This is a genomic window from Natrialba taiwanensis DSM 12281 (assembly GCF_000337595.1).
In the GTDB taxonomy this organism is placed as follows: Archaea; Halobacteriota; Halobacteria; order Halobacteriales; family Natrialbaceae; genus Natrialba; species Natrialba taiwanensis.
Window position 1 is genome coordinate 149,085 of the sequence record NZ_AOIL01000049.1, and the last position, 14,743, is coordinate 163,827.

Consider the following 14,743-nt stretch of genomic DNA (forward strand, 5'->3'; position numbering starts at 1 on the left):
TCGCGAGGACGGCCGCCGCTGCTAACACAATCGGGAGCGTTTCGATTGGCACGACCACCTGCTGGCCGCAGGGATCGTGCCAATCGCTCCGTACAATCCACGAAACACTGACGACCCGAAAGACATCGGGTACAGGGTCGAAGATCGCATCGAGGAACATAGCGAGGACGTTCAGCTGAAGCAATCTATCTTGGACGAGACGTACAACAACCGGACAGGCGTCGAACGAACCAACGACGCGGTCAAGGACTGCGGCCTCGGGCACGTCCGCGCCCGAGGCCGGGTTCACGCACGAACAGAAGTATTTGTTGCGCTCTGTCTACGACTTGTCGTTGCCATCACCAACTACGAGCGAGGAAACGATCCGGGCTGTGAGATATTATGAGATGGATTCTATGACACGCTCTGGGCAAAGGAAAACGAGATCGCTGACCAACGGATCGGAACGCTCGCCTTCCGATGCCGTTTTCTTCGCTTTCCGAATTGTCCGCGGTCTTCTCCTGTAGGACTGTCGCGATTCCGGGCCGAGTTCACCGGCGGGCACGAGGGCAGTGGTGGATCGATGGTGGGTCGATGGTGATGGTGATAACGGGAGTGGTGATCCCGATGGTGCCCTCGAACACCAACCGGCAACTCGGCTGGCCGCCGCGACCCGAGTTCAGCGTGTGAACTCGGCCTGCGGTGGCTGTGGCTTAGTCGGGGTCCGAGTCGGATCGCGTGCCGACGTTGGGAGCGACGCGACAGCCGCAGGGGCCGGCGACGGCCTCGCCGGGGCCGATCATGGTTCGCTGTGCGATCGGGGTTCCACAGCGGGGACAGCGCGGTAGCTTACACTGGTCGAGTCGTTCGGGGTGGTCGGTATCGTCCCCGCCATCGCCACCATGGGAGCTGTCGTCGGCGTCGTCGCTCATCCCAACTGACACCTCGTNCTTACACTGGTCGAGTCGTTCGGGGTGGTCGGTATCGTCCCCGCCATCGCCACCATGGGAGCTGTCGTCGGCGTCGTCGCTCATCCCAACTGACACCTCGTTGCGCTCGTAAGTCGGCAGGAGATGCTTGCTGCTGGTCGAATTGGGTGATGCATCAGTCGTGCGGGATGTTTATATCCCGTGAGTATGTATGCAATCATGGCTGCAAACCCTCGTGGGTTTGGAAGCCACGTCTCGGATGGCTCCAACATCCGGGACACTTTCGTGTCCGTTTAATGGCTTCCGTTCTAATTGTTGAACGGTAGTGACTTATATCTACCGCCTGGTGGGGACAAAGAGATATTTCCGGTATGAGGACGCCGTTGAAACCCGATTCGTAGGCTGGGGAATTCGGTGACAGAACTCCTCAGTAGCTGTGCGTCGTGACTAGTTAGAATCGAAACATGTATCGCAAACCTCACAGAATGATAATACAATGTCTATGGATACCGAGAGGCAGAGAGATATTCTATTGATGCTTTTTGCCGTGCAGTTCACCCTCTTTGTTCTGGTGGTTCCGTGGTTGTGGCCACTTCTTCTCTTCCCGGTGTTTCTCACCCTCCACGTAATGCAATCAGAGTATGGCCGTCGACTAAACGAAGAATGACTCCGGGAAGTTCGTCACCGCTACTGACCAGCACCTACCNCCCTCCACGTAATGCAATCAGAGTATGGCCGTCGACTAAACGAAGAATGACTCCGGGAAGTTCGTCACCGCTACTGACCAGCACCTACCGCTGCAGAATCCGGAAGTCGATCAGCGACGGCGATCCGAATCAACTAGACAGTATCGGTTTCGGTCATCCGTCACACGCCGAGCATCGAGTTCACCGCCACGATGGTCAGTGAGGAAAAACGGGAGTCACTACTCGGCGGAAACGCCGAGGAACGGGAAGGGATCGCTGGCGGCTAGCTGATCGGACACGTCGCCGGCGAAGACGGCGGACTGATCCGGTCCCAACTGGAGGGTCCTGACTGCGGCGTCGGGCGAGAAGTCAAGTTCGTCGAGTTCGACCCAGAAGACGTTCGGCGTGAGCGCCGATTCGAAGTAGTAGATGCCGTCCTTGTGGTCCGCGACCGTTCGCCAGCGCGTCGAGGAGATGTGCGGCGCATCCGGCGTGGTGATGCCATGAGGGACGGAGACATTGCGGATCACGCTGAACACGCTCGCTGTTGCGGTGCGGCGATCCTCGACCTGAGGAATCGCGTTCGTGTAGAATCGTGCCCGAACGAATCGGTCGGCCGGTCTGTTCGTGCCGGGCAGCATGACCGTGCCACCGATCTGCTCCCAGTACTCGGCAAGCGCCCGCTGCTTGTCGAAGGTCGGCGAGTTGGTCATCGTCTGGTAGTCGCGGTCGTGGTGGACGACGAGTTCGCCGTCGACGTATTCCATGATCGCGCTGTCGCCGGTCGCATCCGAGAGGGACAGGTGGAGTGCGGCCAGGCGATCCTCACCCGGCACCTGGTCGGTCACCACCGCGAACTCGTCCGCTTGGACGTGCGCGACGGCCTCGGCGACGGTGGCGAAGTTGTCGAGCATGTACTGGGCCCACAGCGAGATCGAGAGCGTCGGTGTCTCGTCATCGGGGTCTGGATACTCGGATTCGGGCAGCCAGAGGAGATTGGCAACCAGGCCGGATTCGTTCATGCCGTCGGTGGTGGCGACGTCGTAGGCGGTTGCGACAATGCTCCCGTACTCGGCCGTCCAGGAAAGCGAGTTCGGTCCGGCCTCGCCGGTCCGCTCAATGTCGCGGGGAAGCGCCCAAATGTTGGTTCCGATATCCCGTTTCCAGTCCATCGAGCGGGCCGTGAGAACGCGGCCGTCGGGTCCGAGATAGACAAGGCGAGTACACATCGCTGTCNTTGGTTCCGATATCCCGTTTCCAGTCCATCGAGCGGGCCGTGAGAACGCGGCCGTCGGGTCCGAGATAGACAAGGCGAGTACACATCGCTGTCACCCCGCGACCGCGGCTGCCAGTCGAAACTGATCGTCGTCCATACGGACGTGCTGTGTGCCGGCTCCGGTCTCGAACACCTGTCCAGTTCGGGTCATCATCCGCACTGTTCCATGCTTGCAGAGATGTTAAACGTATTTCATGTGCACCGGTATCACCAGTCTCGGTGACTCTCCGTCCCGGAGACGGATGGCGCGCCATCGAGGCCGACCCGAAAGCGATACGGGTCCCGTTTCCCTAGATCCGCTAATGACCACTCCGGCGGGGGACTGGCGCGACGCCATCGACGATATCGACGCGGCGCTGATCGACGGCTATCAGAGCGGCTTCCCGATCGAGGAGCGTCCCTTCCAGCAGGTGAGTGCTGAACTCGGTATCGACGAACCGGCCGCCGTCGACCGCGTCCGCGCGCTCATGGACACCGGCATCGTCCGCCGCTTCGGTGCCGTGCTCAACCCGCCCGTCATCGGCTCCTCGACGCTTGCTGCGGTGCAGGCACCCGAGGACCGCTTCGACGAAATCGCGGCGACCATCAACGAGTTCCGCCAGGTCAATCACAACTACGCCCGCGACCACGAGTGGAACATCTGGTTCGTCGTCACCGCCGGCTCCCGCGCCCGGCGCGACGCTATTCTGACAGAAATCGAGGAGCGAACGGGCTGTTCGGTGCTCAACCTCCCGATGCTCACGGACTACTACATCGATCTCGAGTTCCCCGTCGTCAACGCCGACCGCTTCGCCCGCGAGTCACTCGCGACCCGAACGGACACCTCGGCCACCCGCATCATTGCTCAGATCGGAAGAGCGGNTCCGATCTGAGCAATCTCTCGCCGACGCCGTACCGCGACGTGGCCGAGCGACTCGGCTATCCCACGCAGGACGTTCTCGACGCCATCGAGCGACTCCGGGCGAACGGCTGCATCAAACGCATCGGCTGTATCATCAACCATGTCGTCACCGGCTTCGACGCCAACTGCATGGTCGTCTGGGACGTGCCCGACGACGAACTCGACGCCTGGGGCGAGCGCGCCGGCGGGTTACCCTACGTCACGCTCTGTTATCACCGTCCCCGCAGACCGGCACAGGACTGGCCGTACAACCTGTTTACCATGATCCACGGCCGCGATGCCGCAGCCGTCGAGGAGAAAATCGATGAACTCGCGACGGAGTACCTGCCCGTCGATCACGACCGGCTCTATTCGACGGAGACGCTGAAACAGACCGGCGCGCGGTACGACGATATCGTTATCGCCTCCAACGCAGATCCTGACGGCGAGTAACGCGTGATTTCGGCGACCGTGACGTAGTGCCCGCCCGCGAAGAACGGCGGTGAAGCGCTTGTCCGTGCCGACCGCGCCGACGACAGCGATCCAGTTCCGCTCGAGTCGGCCCGGATTGGCCCGTTACGCGAGCGCCGCTGCAACCAGTTCGATCGGCGTCGGCGGCTTCTCGGTCGCCGTCGGTCGGTTCTCGAGTTGGGTGCGACAGGACGCGCCGGGGGCGACGACGCGCTCGCCGTCGCTGTCGGCGACCTGTTCGTACAGGATCGACGCGATAGCGTCGCTCATCGAGCCGTGTTCGGCCTCGTAGCCGAAACTGCCGGCCATCCCGCAACAGCCGGAGTCCAGCGGGTCGACGGCGTAGCCCGCCCGGCGGAGAACGCCGACGGCGTGGTGGTCCTTCTTCGTCGCCTTCTGGTGGCAGTGGCCGTGGTAGGTAAGCGACCGGTCGGTCGAACTGCCGCCGAACTCGATCGTCTCGTCCAGACGGAAGGCATCGAGATATTCGCAGACGCCGTAGGTCGCCCCGGCGAGTCGCTCTGCGGAGTCGCTCGAGAGCAGATCGAGGTAGTCCGACTGGAACATGACCGCGTCGGAAGGCTCGATAACGACGACGTCCCAGCCGTCAGCGACGAGCGGCGAGAGCGCCGCAACGTTCTCGCGGGCGGTCGTTCGGGCCTTCTCGAGGAACCCCTTCGAGAACGCCGGCCGACCCGTGTCGTCGAGTTCATCCGGAACCGTCACGTGGACGCCTGCGGCTTCGAGCACGCGAACCGCGGCCTTCCCGGCGGCGGGATTGCTGTAGTTGGTGTACGTATCGGGGTAGACGACCGCCTTGCGCTCGGCCTCTCGCTCGGCGATGCGAGCGCCGCCGCGATCCGCGAACCACTCCCGGAACGTCACCGCCTCGAACGTCGGGAGCGACCGGTTCGAATCGATGCCGACCGTCGCCTCGAGCAGCGTGCGCGCTCCCGGCAGCGACGCCGCGGCGTTCGACAGCGGCGCGAGCCGCGAGCCCCACTTCGAGAGCGTCGCGACGTTCGCAAAGAGCCGGTCGCGCAGCGACGCGCCATTTCGCTGGTGGTACTCGTGTGTCACTTCCGCCTTGAGCTTCGCCATGTCGACCTCGCTCGGGCAGTCGACGGCACAGCCCTTGCAGCCGATACAGAGGTCCATCACCTCCTCGGCGAACTCGTCCGAGACGGCCTCGTCCCGATCCATCTCGCCGCTCATCGCCTGGCGAAGCGCGTTCGCCCGCCCGCGGGTCGCCGTGATCTCCTCCTGACTCGCCCGGTAGGTCGGACACATCACCCCGCCGGTCGTCTCCTGCTCGCCGCGACAGCCGCCACAGCCGTGACAGAGTTCGACCATCCCCTGCATCCCGTTGTCGTTGTCCCATTCGAGTTCAGGATCGAAGCCGGCGTCGAACTCGTAGTCGGGATCGAACCGCAGGTGCTCTCGGAGGTCGGTGGGATCGTCCTCGCGGAAGACGACCTGGCCGGGGTTGAGAATCCAGTTAGGGTCGAAGGCGGTCTTCAGATTCTGGAACGTCTCCCACAGTTCCTCGCCGTAGAGCTTGCGGTTCCACTGGGTGCGCGCGCGGCCGTCGCCGTGCTCGCCCGAGACGGAGCCGCCGAGTTCGACCACGAGGTCGGTCACGTCGTCCGCGATGCCGTGGAGTTGGTCGAGTCCCACGTCGGTCTTCGTGTTGATGAGTGGGCGCACGTGGAGGACGCCGGGGCCGGCGTGGGCGTAGAACGTTGCGTAGGTGTCGTGCTCCTCGAGGATTTCCTCGAACCGCTCAACGAACGTCGGGAGTTGCGCGGGCGGAATCGCGGTGTCCTCGATGAACGAGATGTGCTTTTCGTCCGTCGTTCGCGAGAGGAGGATCGGCAGGCCGGATTTGCGCAGTTTCCAGAGCTTCGTGCGCTCCGCGTCGTCGTAGGCTTCGAGCGCGTCGACCGCGCGGTGCTCGGCGTCAGTCTGCGGGGCATCGGCTGCCGGCTCACCCTCGGCCGTCGCGTCCGGACAGCGATCGGCGAGCAGGCCGGCGACCTGCTTGCGGCCATGGGCCGCGTCGTCCGCGTAGAACTCGACGAGGAGGACGGCGTTCGTTCCCTCGGGCAGGATCTCGGTGACGGGGCCGAACTCGGCCGTCTCTCGCGCGAGATCGAGTAGCACGTCGTCTAACCCCTCGACGGCCGCGGGGTCGTGCTCGAGGATCGGTTCGACCTCCGCCATTGCCTGGTGGAGGTCGGCGTAGCAAAGCAGCGAGACCGCCTTCGTCTCGGGAACCGACTCGAGCGAGACGGTCGCTTCGGTGACGATCGCAAGCGTGCCCTCGCTGCCCGCGAGCAGACGTGCGAGGTTTACCGTTCCCGGTTCACCCGTCTCCTCGCCGCCGGGAAGCGTTGCTCCCCTGTACTCGGCGACCAGTCGATCGAGGTTGTACCCCGAGACGTTTCGCTTCAGGTCCGGATACGTCTCGTCGACGAGTTCAGCATCCTCGTCGAGAATCCTCGCCACTTCGGCGTAGATCCGCCCCTCCAGATCGCCGTCCGGGTCGGCGCGGTTGTCGATTTCATCTCGCGTAACCGAGCCGAACTCGGTGACGGAGCCGTCGGCGAGGACGGCTTCGACGGACTCGATGTAGGCGTCGGTCTTGCCGTAGGTGAGCGAGTGCGCGCCGGTCGAATTGTTCCCGATCGCACCGCCGATGGCGCTTTTGTCTCCCCAGGCGGGATCGGGGGCGAACTTGAGGTCGTGGGGCGCGAGTGCCTCGTTCAGGGTGCCGAGAATCGTTCCGGGCTGGACGGTCGCCGTTCGGCCGGCCGGGTCGATCTCCAGAATCTCGTTCATGTGCCGCGTGAAATCGAGCACGACGGCGCGATTGACCGTCTGCCCGGCGAGACTCGTCCCGCCACCGCGGGGTAAGACTGGAATCTCGCGTTCGGCGCAGTACTCGAGGATGCCGGCGATATCGGCGGTCGACTCTGGGAACGCGACGGCGATCGGCGTCAGTTCGTAGGCGCTCGCGTCGGTCGCATAGAGCTGTCGAGAGTACGTATCCGCTCGTATCTCACACGTGACGAGCCGCATGAGGTCATCGACCAGCGCCGGCCGATCGACGTCCGAACTCCGGTAGTCGTAAGTCGCGCGCCGGTCGGCGGCCGGGTCGGCACTCGGCTCCAGGGACATATCTGTCCCTTGCCCGGTGGCGGCTTAAATCGTCGTCCTTTGCGCACGGAGACCGTCCGGGCGGTCCGGTCGGCGTCTCCACGGACAGGGTGTCGCTATTCGTGGTGATCCAACCATTTCGAAAGTGAAACATCGGCTCGTGCCACCGCAGTCACTGCGGTGAACGGATTTGCCACGAACAACGGACACCAATGACAACAGCCATAACTAGTAGCAATCGGCAGTTCAACCGGTCGCGCCCGCCGAACGCAGACGGGAGCAACGCGTTCGAAACGGTAGTTGTGACTCTTGGCTTCGGGTTCAAACTACCATACGAAACCTGATTAGTTTGGGCGACTTTCAGCCACTCTAGTCGGGTTCAGATGGCCGATATTTGTAGGACGATATTTCAATCAATTTAATGTCTGGGGTACTATAGGCGGCGGTATCAACGTTTCCATCAGAATGAGCCGCCAACGTTACGCGACGAGGACGAACCGAACCCAGTCTCTCTCGTTGTCCTGCCAGACGATGCGAGTTCAGTTCCGAGCAGCGACCACGCCGGGCCCGCTCACGTGATCCGATGGGAACGATCGTTCTCTCTCTCGACGCGGAACTCGGCTGGGGATTCCACGATGAAGCCGTCTCGGAGTCGTTTCTGCAGGATACCCGGCGAAACTGGCGTCGCGTCTGTGAGCTCTTCGATACCTACGAAATCCCGGCTACATGGGCGGTGACCGGGCATCTGTTCTTGAACTCGTGTTCTACCGCCCATCGGAATCACCCCGCCGGCGAACGCTGCTGCCAGGAGTCGGTCGAAGGACTCGCTGCGAACGATATCTGGTGTGGGGCCGAACTCGTCCGCGAGATCGAAACCGCCGCCGTCGACCACGAAATCGCCGGCCACGGCTTCACACACGTTCATTTCGACCACGAGCGGATGGACGAGGAGTTCGCGACGCGAGAGATCGAAAACTGCGTTCAGGCCGCGGAACGACGCGGTCACGACCTGACGTCGTTCGTCTTCCCCGTCAACCGAATCCGACACCGCGACACCCTCGAAGCGCACGGATTCGACTGCTATCGCGGCACGAATCAGTTGCGCGACTCACAGAGTACGCTGGTCCGACAGTTGACGAAAGTCTCGAGCGCCGTGGTCGGCAAACCGACGCCCCCGATTGTCAACCCGTACGTCGACGAGTTCGGTCTGGTCAACGTTCCGGCGTCAATCTACCTGTTCAACTTCGATGCGGAGTACAGGAAACCGTTTTCCGCGTTCGGAGAAGATCCCGTAGTCAGACAAGTGAAATTCGGGATCGATCGCGTTGCGGGAAGCGACGGCGTGTTGCACCTGTGGCTTCACCCCCATAATCTCCAAACGCCGGCTCACTACCAGCGGCTGCGATCGATCATCCGGTACATCGACCGCCGTCGGCGGACGGACGACGTGCGCGTCGAAACGATGGCCACGGTCGCCGACAGGGTGCGACGCGAGAGTCGCCCGCGACACAAATCCACGACCCGCCCATAACGGCTGCCGATGACTGATCTAAACCCGTACGAGATTCGACAGTACGAACCGGCCGACAGGGACGCGTTTCTCGACCTGTTCGCCGACGTGCTGGGCGGACGGATGGGCGAGGACTGGTTCGCGTGGAAGTACGAACGGAATCCGTACGTCGACTCCGTCCCGATCATGGTCGCACAGCGAGGCGACGAACTCGTCGGTGCACGAGCGTTCTTCCCGCTCCGTCTCGCTGCGGGCGACGACGAGTTCAGCGCCTTTCAGCCGTGCGATTCGATGGTCCGTCCCGAACACCAGCGGCAGGGGCTGTTCACGCGGCTGACCGAGCGGGCGATCGACCGGTACGACGACGCGGAGGTATTCTTTAATTTCCCGAATCACCGGTCGCTTCCGGGGAACCTCAAACTCGGCTGGCAAGTCGTCAGCGACCGGGAGACGTTCTACCGCCTCCAGAACCCGACCGCGTGGCTGTCGCGACTCGCGCCCGTCGAGCCGATCGTCCGCTCGCTGGCGAACGGGTACGTCTCGATTCGGGATCGGCTCGCCGATTCGAGCGACGCGATCGAACTCTCGCGGTACGATCGCGTGCCGGCCTCGCTGCTCGCGACGCTGGCGTCGTCCGAGACGATTCCGCAGTTTCACGTCGTCCGCGACGAGACGTTCTACGAGTGGCGGTTCGCGAATCCCCATTGGACGTACCGAACGGTCGTCACAACCCGGAACGAAGCGCCCGCTGCGGCGGTCGTTTACGGCCGCCGGGACCGAACGAACGGCCCGACGACCGTCCGAATCGCCGATGTCCTCCCGCTCGCCGAGGGGACGAGTTCATCTCGGCGGGCGGCACTGGCCGCGCTTCTCGACGCGGTGCTTCGAGAAAACAGTGACGCGGACGTTATCGCCGCGCCCGGATCGGTGATCCCTCGGTCGGTCCTGCAAGCACGGGGGTTCCACAGCGACCAGCGAGCGCCGCTGAAGTGGGTCACCTCGTCGTCGACACACGTTGCCAGACCGGCCGGCGAACCGCCACTGGACTGGACCCGCTCCGGACGCCGGCTCACGGACGACTCGAACTGGCGGCTCGCGTTCTGCGAAGCCGATAGCGGCTGACAAAGAATAGAGCGGAGGATGTCAATGAACGCAGTGCTTTCCTGTCCCGTTCGGTCGCGGCGACACGAACCCGTTACCGCCCTCGCCGGAGTTCATCGATCAACTGCTCGATCGTCTGTCGCTGACTCTCGAGCCGGTCGTTCTGCCGTTCGATCCCCGTTTCGAGCGTCTCCAGTCGCTCGTGCACGTCGGTATCCGACGCTGAACCGTCCCCCGTCGCTGCGTTCCGTTCTCGTTGCTGTTCCTGCTCTCGTTCTCGTTCCTCCAGTCGCTGTCTCTCTCCAGCAGCCGATGCGTCCGTACGGCTATCAGCCAGGGTCTGTGAGTGAATCGTCGTCGTCGCGTCACCGAGCTGGTTCCAGTTCCGATTCGTCAGCGTTTGCCGTTCTGCGCCACTGCCGCTGTCGCTCTCACTCCCGCTGGCACTGCCACTGCACTCGTCGGTCGCTTGCACAGCCGTTTGTGATTGCCCTCCTGTGCCGGCGGAACTCGTCTCAGCCTCGCGTCGGTTGTCAGCGGAGGGGGTGGTCTCGGGCGACATACCGTCGTCACCGCCGGCCATTGTCGTCTCGCCGTCCGCTTCGTGGTCGGTATCAGCGACATCGAGTTCAGCGCGGAGAGTCGAGCCGAGTGCACCGATCGGGTCCGGAGCGGCCTCGAGGACGGCGATGATCTCGTCTACGTCGAGTGCGCCGACGAGGAGCGCGGCCGCGAGAAAGACCGCCGCGCCGACGGGCGGGACGACGGCCAGCGAGAGGAACGAATCGCCGAGAACTCGTGCCAGCAGACCGATCGGAATTGCAGCGAGCCCGCCCGCGAAAACGACCTGCGGAATTCGCGCACCGGTGACCGGGTCGAATCCGATTTCTCTGGCACTCCAGACGTGAAACACGAACATAAATCCGTAGCTAAGGCTCGTTGCGACGCCCGCACCGTACATTCCGTATCGGGGGATCAACAGCCCGTTGAGTACGATGTTTCCAACTGCCGCTGCGCCGGTCGAGGCGATGAGGATGCGAAGGTCGCCTTTGCCCTGCCCGATCGCGAGGATCGGTCGTGCCAGCGCGAACCCGACGCAGCCGGGGAGCAACAGGAGGATGGGGACGTAGCTCGCGATGTACTCGGCGGGATACACGATCGGTAGCGCGACCGGGGCGAGCGAGCCGATGCCGATCGCGAGCAGTAACGTAAACAACAGCGTGTACCGGGTGACACGGGCGGCGATCGAGTCGATCCGTTCGCGGTCGTGGTTCGACCAAATGTTCGAGGTCGAGTGCAAGAGCACGTTCTGCAGCGCCAGCGGGACGATCCAGAGGAACTCCGCGATCGTGAGCGAAATCTTGTAGTAGGCGGTTTCCTGCGTCGTTCCGAGCACTCCGAGCATCATGACGTCGAGTTCGTAGAGTGACGTCAAACAGAGGATGAGAACGATACTGAGCGCATTGAAGGTGAATAGTTCACGGCGCGGGAAGTCCTTGGGCGGCAATCGGGTGAGCGCGGTCCGCAGCGATACCGTCCGGTTTATCAGTGCGATCCCGACGATCGACGTCGTGACCGCGCCGACCATGTGACCGATCAGCACCCCCGGGACGCCGTGGCCGAGGGACGCGAGACCGACGCCGACGATGATAAACAGGATTTTATCGAGGAAGAGCAGCGGCTCGGAGTAGCGCTCGAGTCCGAATCCCATGAGCGTCCGCCGCGTGTACTCGCGGAACTGGGAGGTGAACACGAGCAGCGAGAGGAGATAAAAGTACGTCCGGTACGACGTTCCGAGTCGGGCGGTCACGAACCCGGTCTGGACCGCGAGAGCGAGCCCGAAACACCCGACCGCTGCGAGGAGGATCGCCAGGCGGAGGTAGAACCCGACGACGTGTTCGTCCCAGTGGTCCCTGTCGCGTTCCTCTGCGACGTACTTTCGCACGCCGTCACCGACGCCCGAACTGACGAAGATCATGTAGATCGCAAATATCGACATCAGAACTGCGTAGTCACCGTATCCCTTGCCCAGGAACCGGGTCAAAAGCGGTGACGAGAGAAAGTCGAGGCTGATCAGGAGAAATTTGATGCTGACGATCGAGAGAAATCCGCTCGTGATGCTCCGTTTCATGCGTTCTGGTGCAATCGTCGCGATTCAGTGTCGTCCGACTCGACGGTGACCGACCCATTCGGCGTACCGAGTCCGAGTCGCAGCGTGCACTCGCCGCACGCGACTTTCGACGGCGACGCCAACCCCAACGCTGACGCCACTGCGTTGTCGGCATCCCGAAGGCACGCAGTGACGTTCGAGCGCCCGTCGTCGATGGCGGCGAAAAGAGACCCGTGATCACGCTGTTCTGTCGGAGAACTCGTCCGCGCGTTCGACCGCTGACGTGGAGAGAGTGACGACCGACAGAGCAGATTCATCGATCGTTCATCGTGGCTATTCTGGGTTTATTATACAGCGAATAAGCCGCTATGACGCCGAGTGATTCGAAATATCCCAAGTCTCTGCTCGGCCACGGAACGGAGATACTCCCCGGATGTGCCCCTTGTCGCGTCGGTATGTGCCCGAAGCGGTTTCGGGCACGGCGAGACCGGTGGTACCACGAATCGTTCGGGCAGCATCACCGCGCGAAGCAAGCGGCCGACCAGATCACTTCCGCACTAGAGTTCGCCCGTAGATCTACCATATCCGATCATATGTTCGCTCACTATGATTTTGCGTGGGTTTCCAATACTGGAACTCAGTGAAACAACTACTGTACCACTATTGGCACGCTCAAGCAAAATTTACACTGTGTTCAATTGCGCCCGCTCGCCGGTCTACTCCCGGTTTCTTGGGTCTCGATAGCGCCGCCCCCAGAACCGACAGCGCATCAGTTCCCCACTTCCAGTCGAAATCAAATGGATGAACTAAAATATCCCATTCCCGATTAGATTACGGTTCACTCACTTCTCGAACTAGTTGCGTCGATGTACTACTCGCCCGTGAACTCCGGCTCGCGACTCTCGAGGAACGCCCCGACTCCTTCATCTTTGTCTTCGGTTGCAAACAACTGGACGAACAGCTCCGATTCGTACTCGATCCCCTCCTCGAGTCCCATCCGCGAACTCGCCTTCACTGCGTTCTTGGCGAACTCGAGTGCAATCGGACTCTTCGCGGCCATTGAACTCGCGAGTTCGTAGACGCCGTCGTCCAGTTCCTCCTCGTCGTAGCGTTGATCTACGAGGCCGATTTCCTTCGCCTCCGCGGCGTCGATGAGTTCGCCGGAGAGGATCAGCCGCATCGCCTGGCCCTCGCCGACGAGGCGGGCGAGTCGCTGGGTCCCGCCGCCGCCGGGAATGAGGCCGAGGTTGATCTCGGGCTGGCCGAGCTTCGACCCCGCCGCTGCAATGCGAACGTCGCAGGCCTGTGCGAGTTCACAACCGCCGCCGAGGGCGTGACCGTTGATCCGCGCGATGATGGGGATCGAAGCGTCGTCGACGGTCTCGTAGACCCGCGGGCGCTCGCTGGCTTCGCGCTGCTCGACGAGGCCGCGGTCTTTGAACTCGGTGACGTCCGCGCCGGCGACGAACGCGCCGGAGCCCTCGCCGCCAGTGAGGACGAGCACGCGCACCGCGTCGTCCGCTTCTGCGGCGGCGACGGCTTCTTTCAGTTCGGTGCGGATCTGGCCGTTGAGTGCGTTCCGGGCGTCGGGACGTTCGATGGCGATCGTTCCGACCTTCTCGGCGTGCTCGCCGACCGAGACGGAGACCAGTTCGAGTTCAGTATCGAGTGCGGCGAGGTCGTCCTCACGCATCGTCCTCACCCCAGTCACCGCTCATGCCGGCGCGTTTGCCGTCCTCCCAGACGTAGAAGCCTTCACCGGATTTCTTGCCGAGGTTGCCCGCGCGAACCTTCCGGCGCAGCGCCTGGGGCGGCTTGAACCGCTCGCCGAGTTCCTCGCGGAGGTGTTCGGCGATGTGCAGGCGCACGTCCAGTCCGACGTGGTCGCCGAGTTCGATCGGGCCCATGGGGTAGCCGTAGCCGAGTTTCATCGCCTCGTCGATGTCCGCGGGGCTGGCGACGCCCTCCTCGACCATCCGGATGGCCTCGAGTCCCGTTACGAGACCGAGTCGCGAGGTCGCAAAGCCGGCGCTGTCGCGGACGACCACGTCCTCCTTCTCGATCTCGCGGACGTAGTCGACGGCGAACGCTTCGGTCCGGTCGTCGGTCTGTTCAGCGATCACGATCTCGACCAGGTCCATCAGGTGCGGCGGGTTGAAAAAGTGCAGGCCGACGACGCGCTCGGGTCGGTCGAGCGCGCTCGCCATCTCGGTCACCGAGAGCGAGGAGGTGTTCGAGGCGATCACCGTCTCCTCGCCGGTTTCGTCTTCGGCCTCCGAGAGCACGTCCTGCTTTAAGTCCATATCCTCGGGGACGGCTTCGACGACGAGTTCAGCGTCGGCGACGGCCGCGGCGAGGTCGGTCGTACCCTCGATGCGCCCGAGCGTCGCTTCCATTTCGTCTTCGGTGACCTTGTCCCGGTCGACGCCGCCCTGGAGGTTCTCGCGGATGCCCTCGAGTCCGTCCTCGACGAGTTCGGACTCGATGTCTCGAAGGATGACATCGTAGCCTGCCATCGCCGAGACCTGTGCGATTCCGTGGCCCATGCTCCCGGCTCCGAGCACTGTGACTTGCATGGTCAAACCCACACAGGAATCGATCAAAAGCGTTCCTGTTCACACACCGACGGGGTGCAGACAGCG

The 14,743-nt window shown here is 62.9% G+C and carries 8 protein-coding genes and 2 pseudogenes; 4 read left to right on the plus strand and 6 right to left on the minus strand.

Translation table 11 applies throughout. The features are described 5' to 3' along the window. Nucleotides 1–43: 43 nt before the first annotated feature. Nucleotides 44–385, plus strand: a pseudogene (locus C484_RS22405) (transposase); the annotation flags it as partial. Between the two features lie 307 nt (nucleotides 386–692). Here C484_RS22405 and C484_RS13670 read toward each other — a convergent pair. Together C484_RS13670 and C484_RS13675 are read right to left on the minus strand one after the other, a co-directional pair. Then, nucleotides 693–911, minus strand: coding sequence for a hypothetical protein (locus tag C484_RS13670; protein ID WP_049915469.1), 219 nt, complete (start codon nucleotides 909–911; stop codon nucleotides 693–695). Nucleotides 912–1,833: 922 nt separating this feature from the next. Then, nucleotides 1,834–2,823, minus strand: coding sequence for a linear amide C-N hydrolase (locus C484_RS13675; protein WP_006826502.1), 990 nt, complete (start codon nucleotides 2,821–2,823; stop codon nucleotides 1,834–1,836). Between the two features lie 349 nt (nucleotides 2,824–3,172). Here C484_RS13675 and ahbB point away from each other — a divergent pair. Then, nucleotides 3,173–4,203: pseudogene (gene ahbB / locus C484_RS13680) on the plus strand (siroheme decarboxylase subunit beta). 123 nt (nucleotides 4,204–4,326) lie between these two features. Here ahbB and C484_RS13685 read toward each other — a convergent pair. Beyond that, nucleotides 4,327–7,401 (minus strand): FAD-binding and (Fe-S)-binding domain-containing protein, encoded by a 3,075-nt coding sequence (locus tag C484_RS13685; protein ID WP_006826503.1) that lies wholly within the window; start codon nucleotides 7,399–7,401, stop codon nucleotides 4,327–4,329. Between the two features lie 562 nt (nucleotides 7,402–7,963). Between C484_RS13685 and C484_RS13690 the strand changes: the two genes are divergently transcribed. Both C484_RS13690 and C484_RS13695 read left to right on the plus strand, forming a co-directional pair. Further along, nucleotides 7,964–8,911: a polysaccharide deacetylase family protein gene (locus C484_RS13690; RefSeq protein ID WP_006826504.1), complete on the plus strand. Its 948-nt coding sequence runs from the start codon at nucleotides 7,964–7,966 to the stop codon at nucleotides 8,909–8,911. Between the two features lie 9 nt (nucleotides 8,912–8,920). Further along, nucleotides 8,921–10,012, plus strand: coding sequence for a GNAT family N-acetyltransferase (locus C484_RS13695; RefSeq protein ID WP_006826505.1), 1,092 nt, complete (start codon nucleotides 8,921–8,923; stop codon nucleotides 10,010–10,012). A gap of 73 nt (nucleotides 10,013–10,085) precedes the next feature. On the opposite strand, the gene C484_RS13700 is transcribed toward C484_RS13695, so the two are convergent. The 3 genes from C484_RS13700 to C484_RS13715 form a co-directional block, all read right to left on the minus strand. Next, the gene (locus C484_RS13700; protein ID WP_006826506.1) at nucleotides 10,086–12,122 is read right to left on the minus strand and encodes a lipopolysaccharide biosynthesis protein; all 2,037 of its coding nucleotides are present in this window, start codon (nucleotides 12,120–12,122) and stop codon (nucleotides 10,086–10,088) included. 850 nt (nucleotides 12,123–12,972) lie between these two features. Next, nucleotides 12,973–13,794: an enoyl-CoA hydratase/isomerase family protein gene (locus C484_RS13710; protein ID WP_006826508.1), complete on the minus strand. Its 822-nt coding sequence runs from the start codon at nucleotides 13,792–13,794 to the stop codon at nucleotides 12,973–12,975. Next, nucleotides 13,787–14,677 carry a 3-hydroxyacyl-CoA dehydrogenase family protein gene (locus C484_RS13715; RefSeq protein ID WP_006826509.1) on the minus strand — a complete coding sequence of 297 codons (891 nt, stop codon included), beginning with the start codon at nucleotides 14,675–14,677 and terminating at the stop codon, nucleotides 13,787–13,789. Before C484_RS13715 ends, C484_RS13710 begins: the two co-directional genes overlap by 8 nt. Nucleotides 14,678–14,743: the final 66 nt, after the last annotated feature.

What these genes read in the sequence shown, in the direction of transcription:
- C484_RS13715 (WP_006826509.1), bottom strand. Translation starts at nt 14,677, where the DNA reads ATGCAAGTCACAGTGCTCGGAGCCGGGAGCATGGGCCACGGAATCGCA.
- C484_RS13695 (WP_006826505.1), top strand. Translation starts at nt 8,921, where the DNA reads ATGACTGATCTAAACCCGTACGAGATTCGACAGTACGAACCGGCCGAC.
- C484_RS13670 (WP_049915469.1), bottom strand. Translation starts at nt 911, where the DNA reads ATGAGCGACGACGCCGACGACAGCTCCCATGGTGGCGATGGCGGGGAC.
- C484_RS13710 (WP_006826508.1), bottom strand. Translation starts at nt 13,794, where the DNA reads ATGCGTGAGGACGACCTCGCCGCACTCGATACTGAACTCGAACTGGTC.
- C484_RS13690 (WP_006826504.1), top strand. Translation starts at nt 7,964, where the DNA reads ATGGGAACGATCGTTCTCTCTCTCGACGCGGAACTCGGCTGGGGATTC.
- C484_RS13700 (WP_006826506.1), bottom strand. Translation starts at nt 12,122, where the DNA reads ATGAAACGGAGCATCACGAGCGGATTTCTCTCGATCGTCAGCATCAAA.
- C484_RS13675 (WP_006826502.1), bottom strand. Translation starts at nt 2,823, where the DNA reads ATGTGTACTCGCCTTGTCTATCTCGGACCCGACGGCCGCGTTCTCACG.
- C484_RS13685 (WP_006826503.1), bottom strand. Translation starts at nt 7,401, where the DNA reads ATGTCCCTGGAGCCGAGTGCCGACCCGGCCGCCGACCGGCGCGCGACT.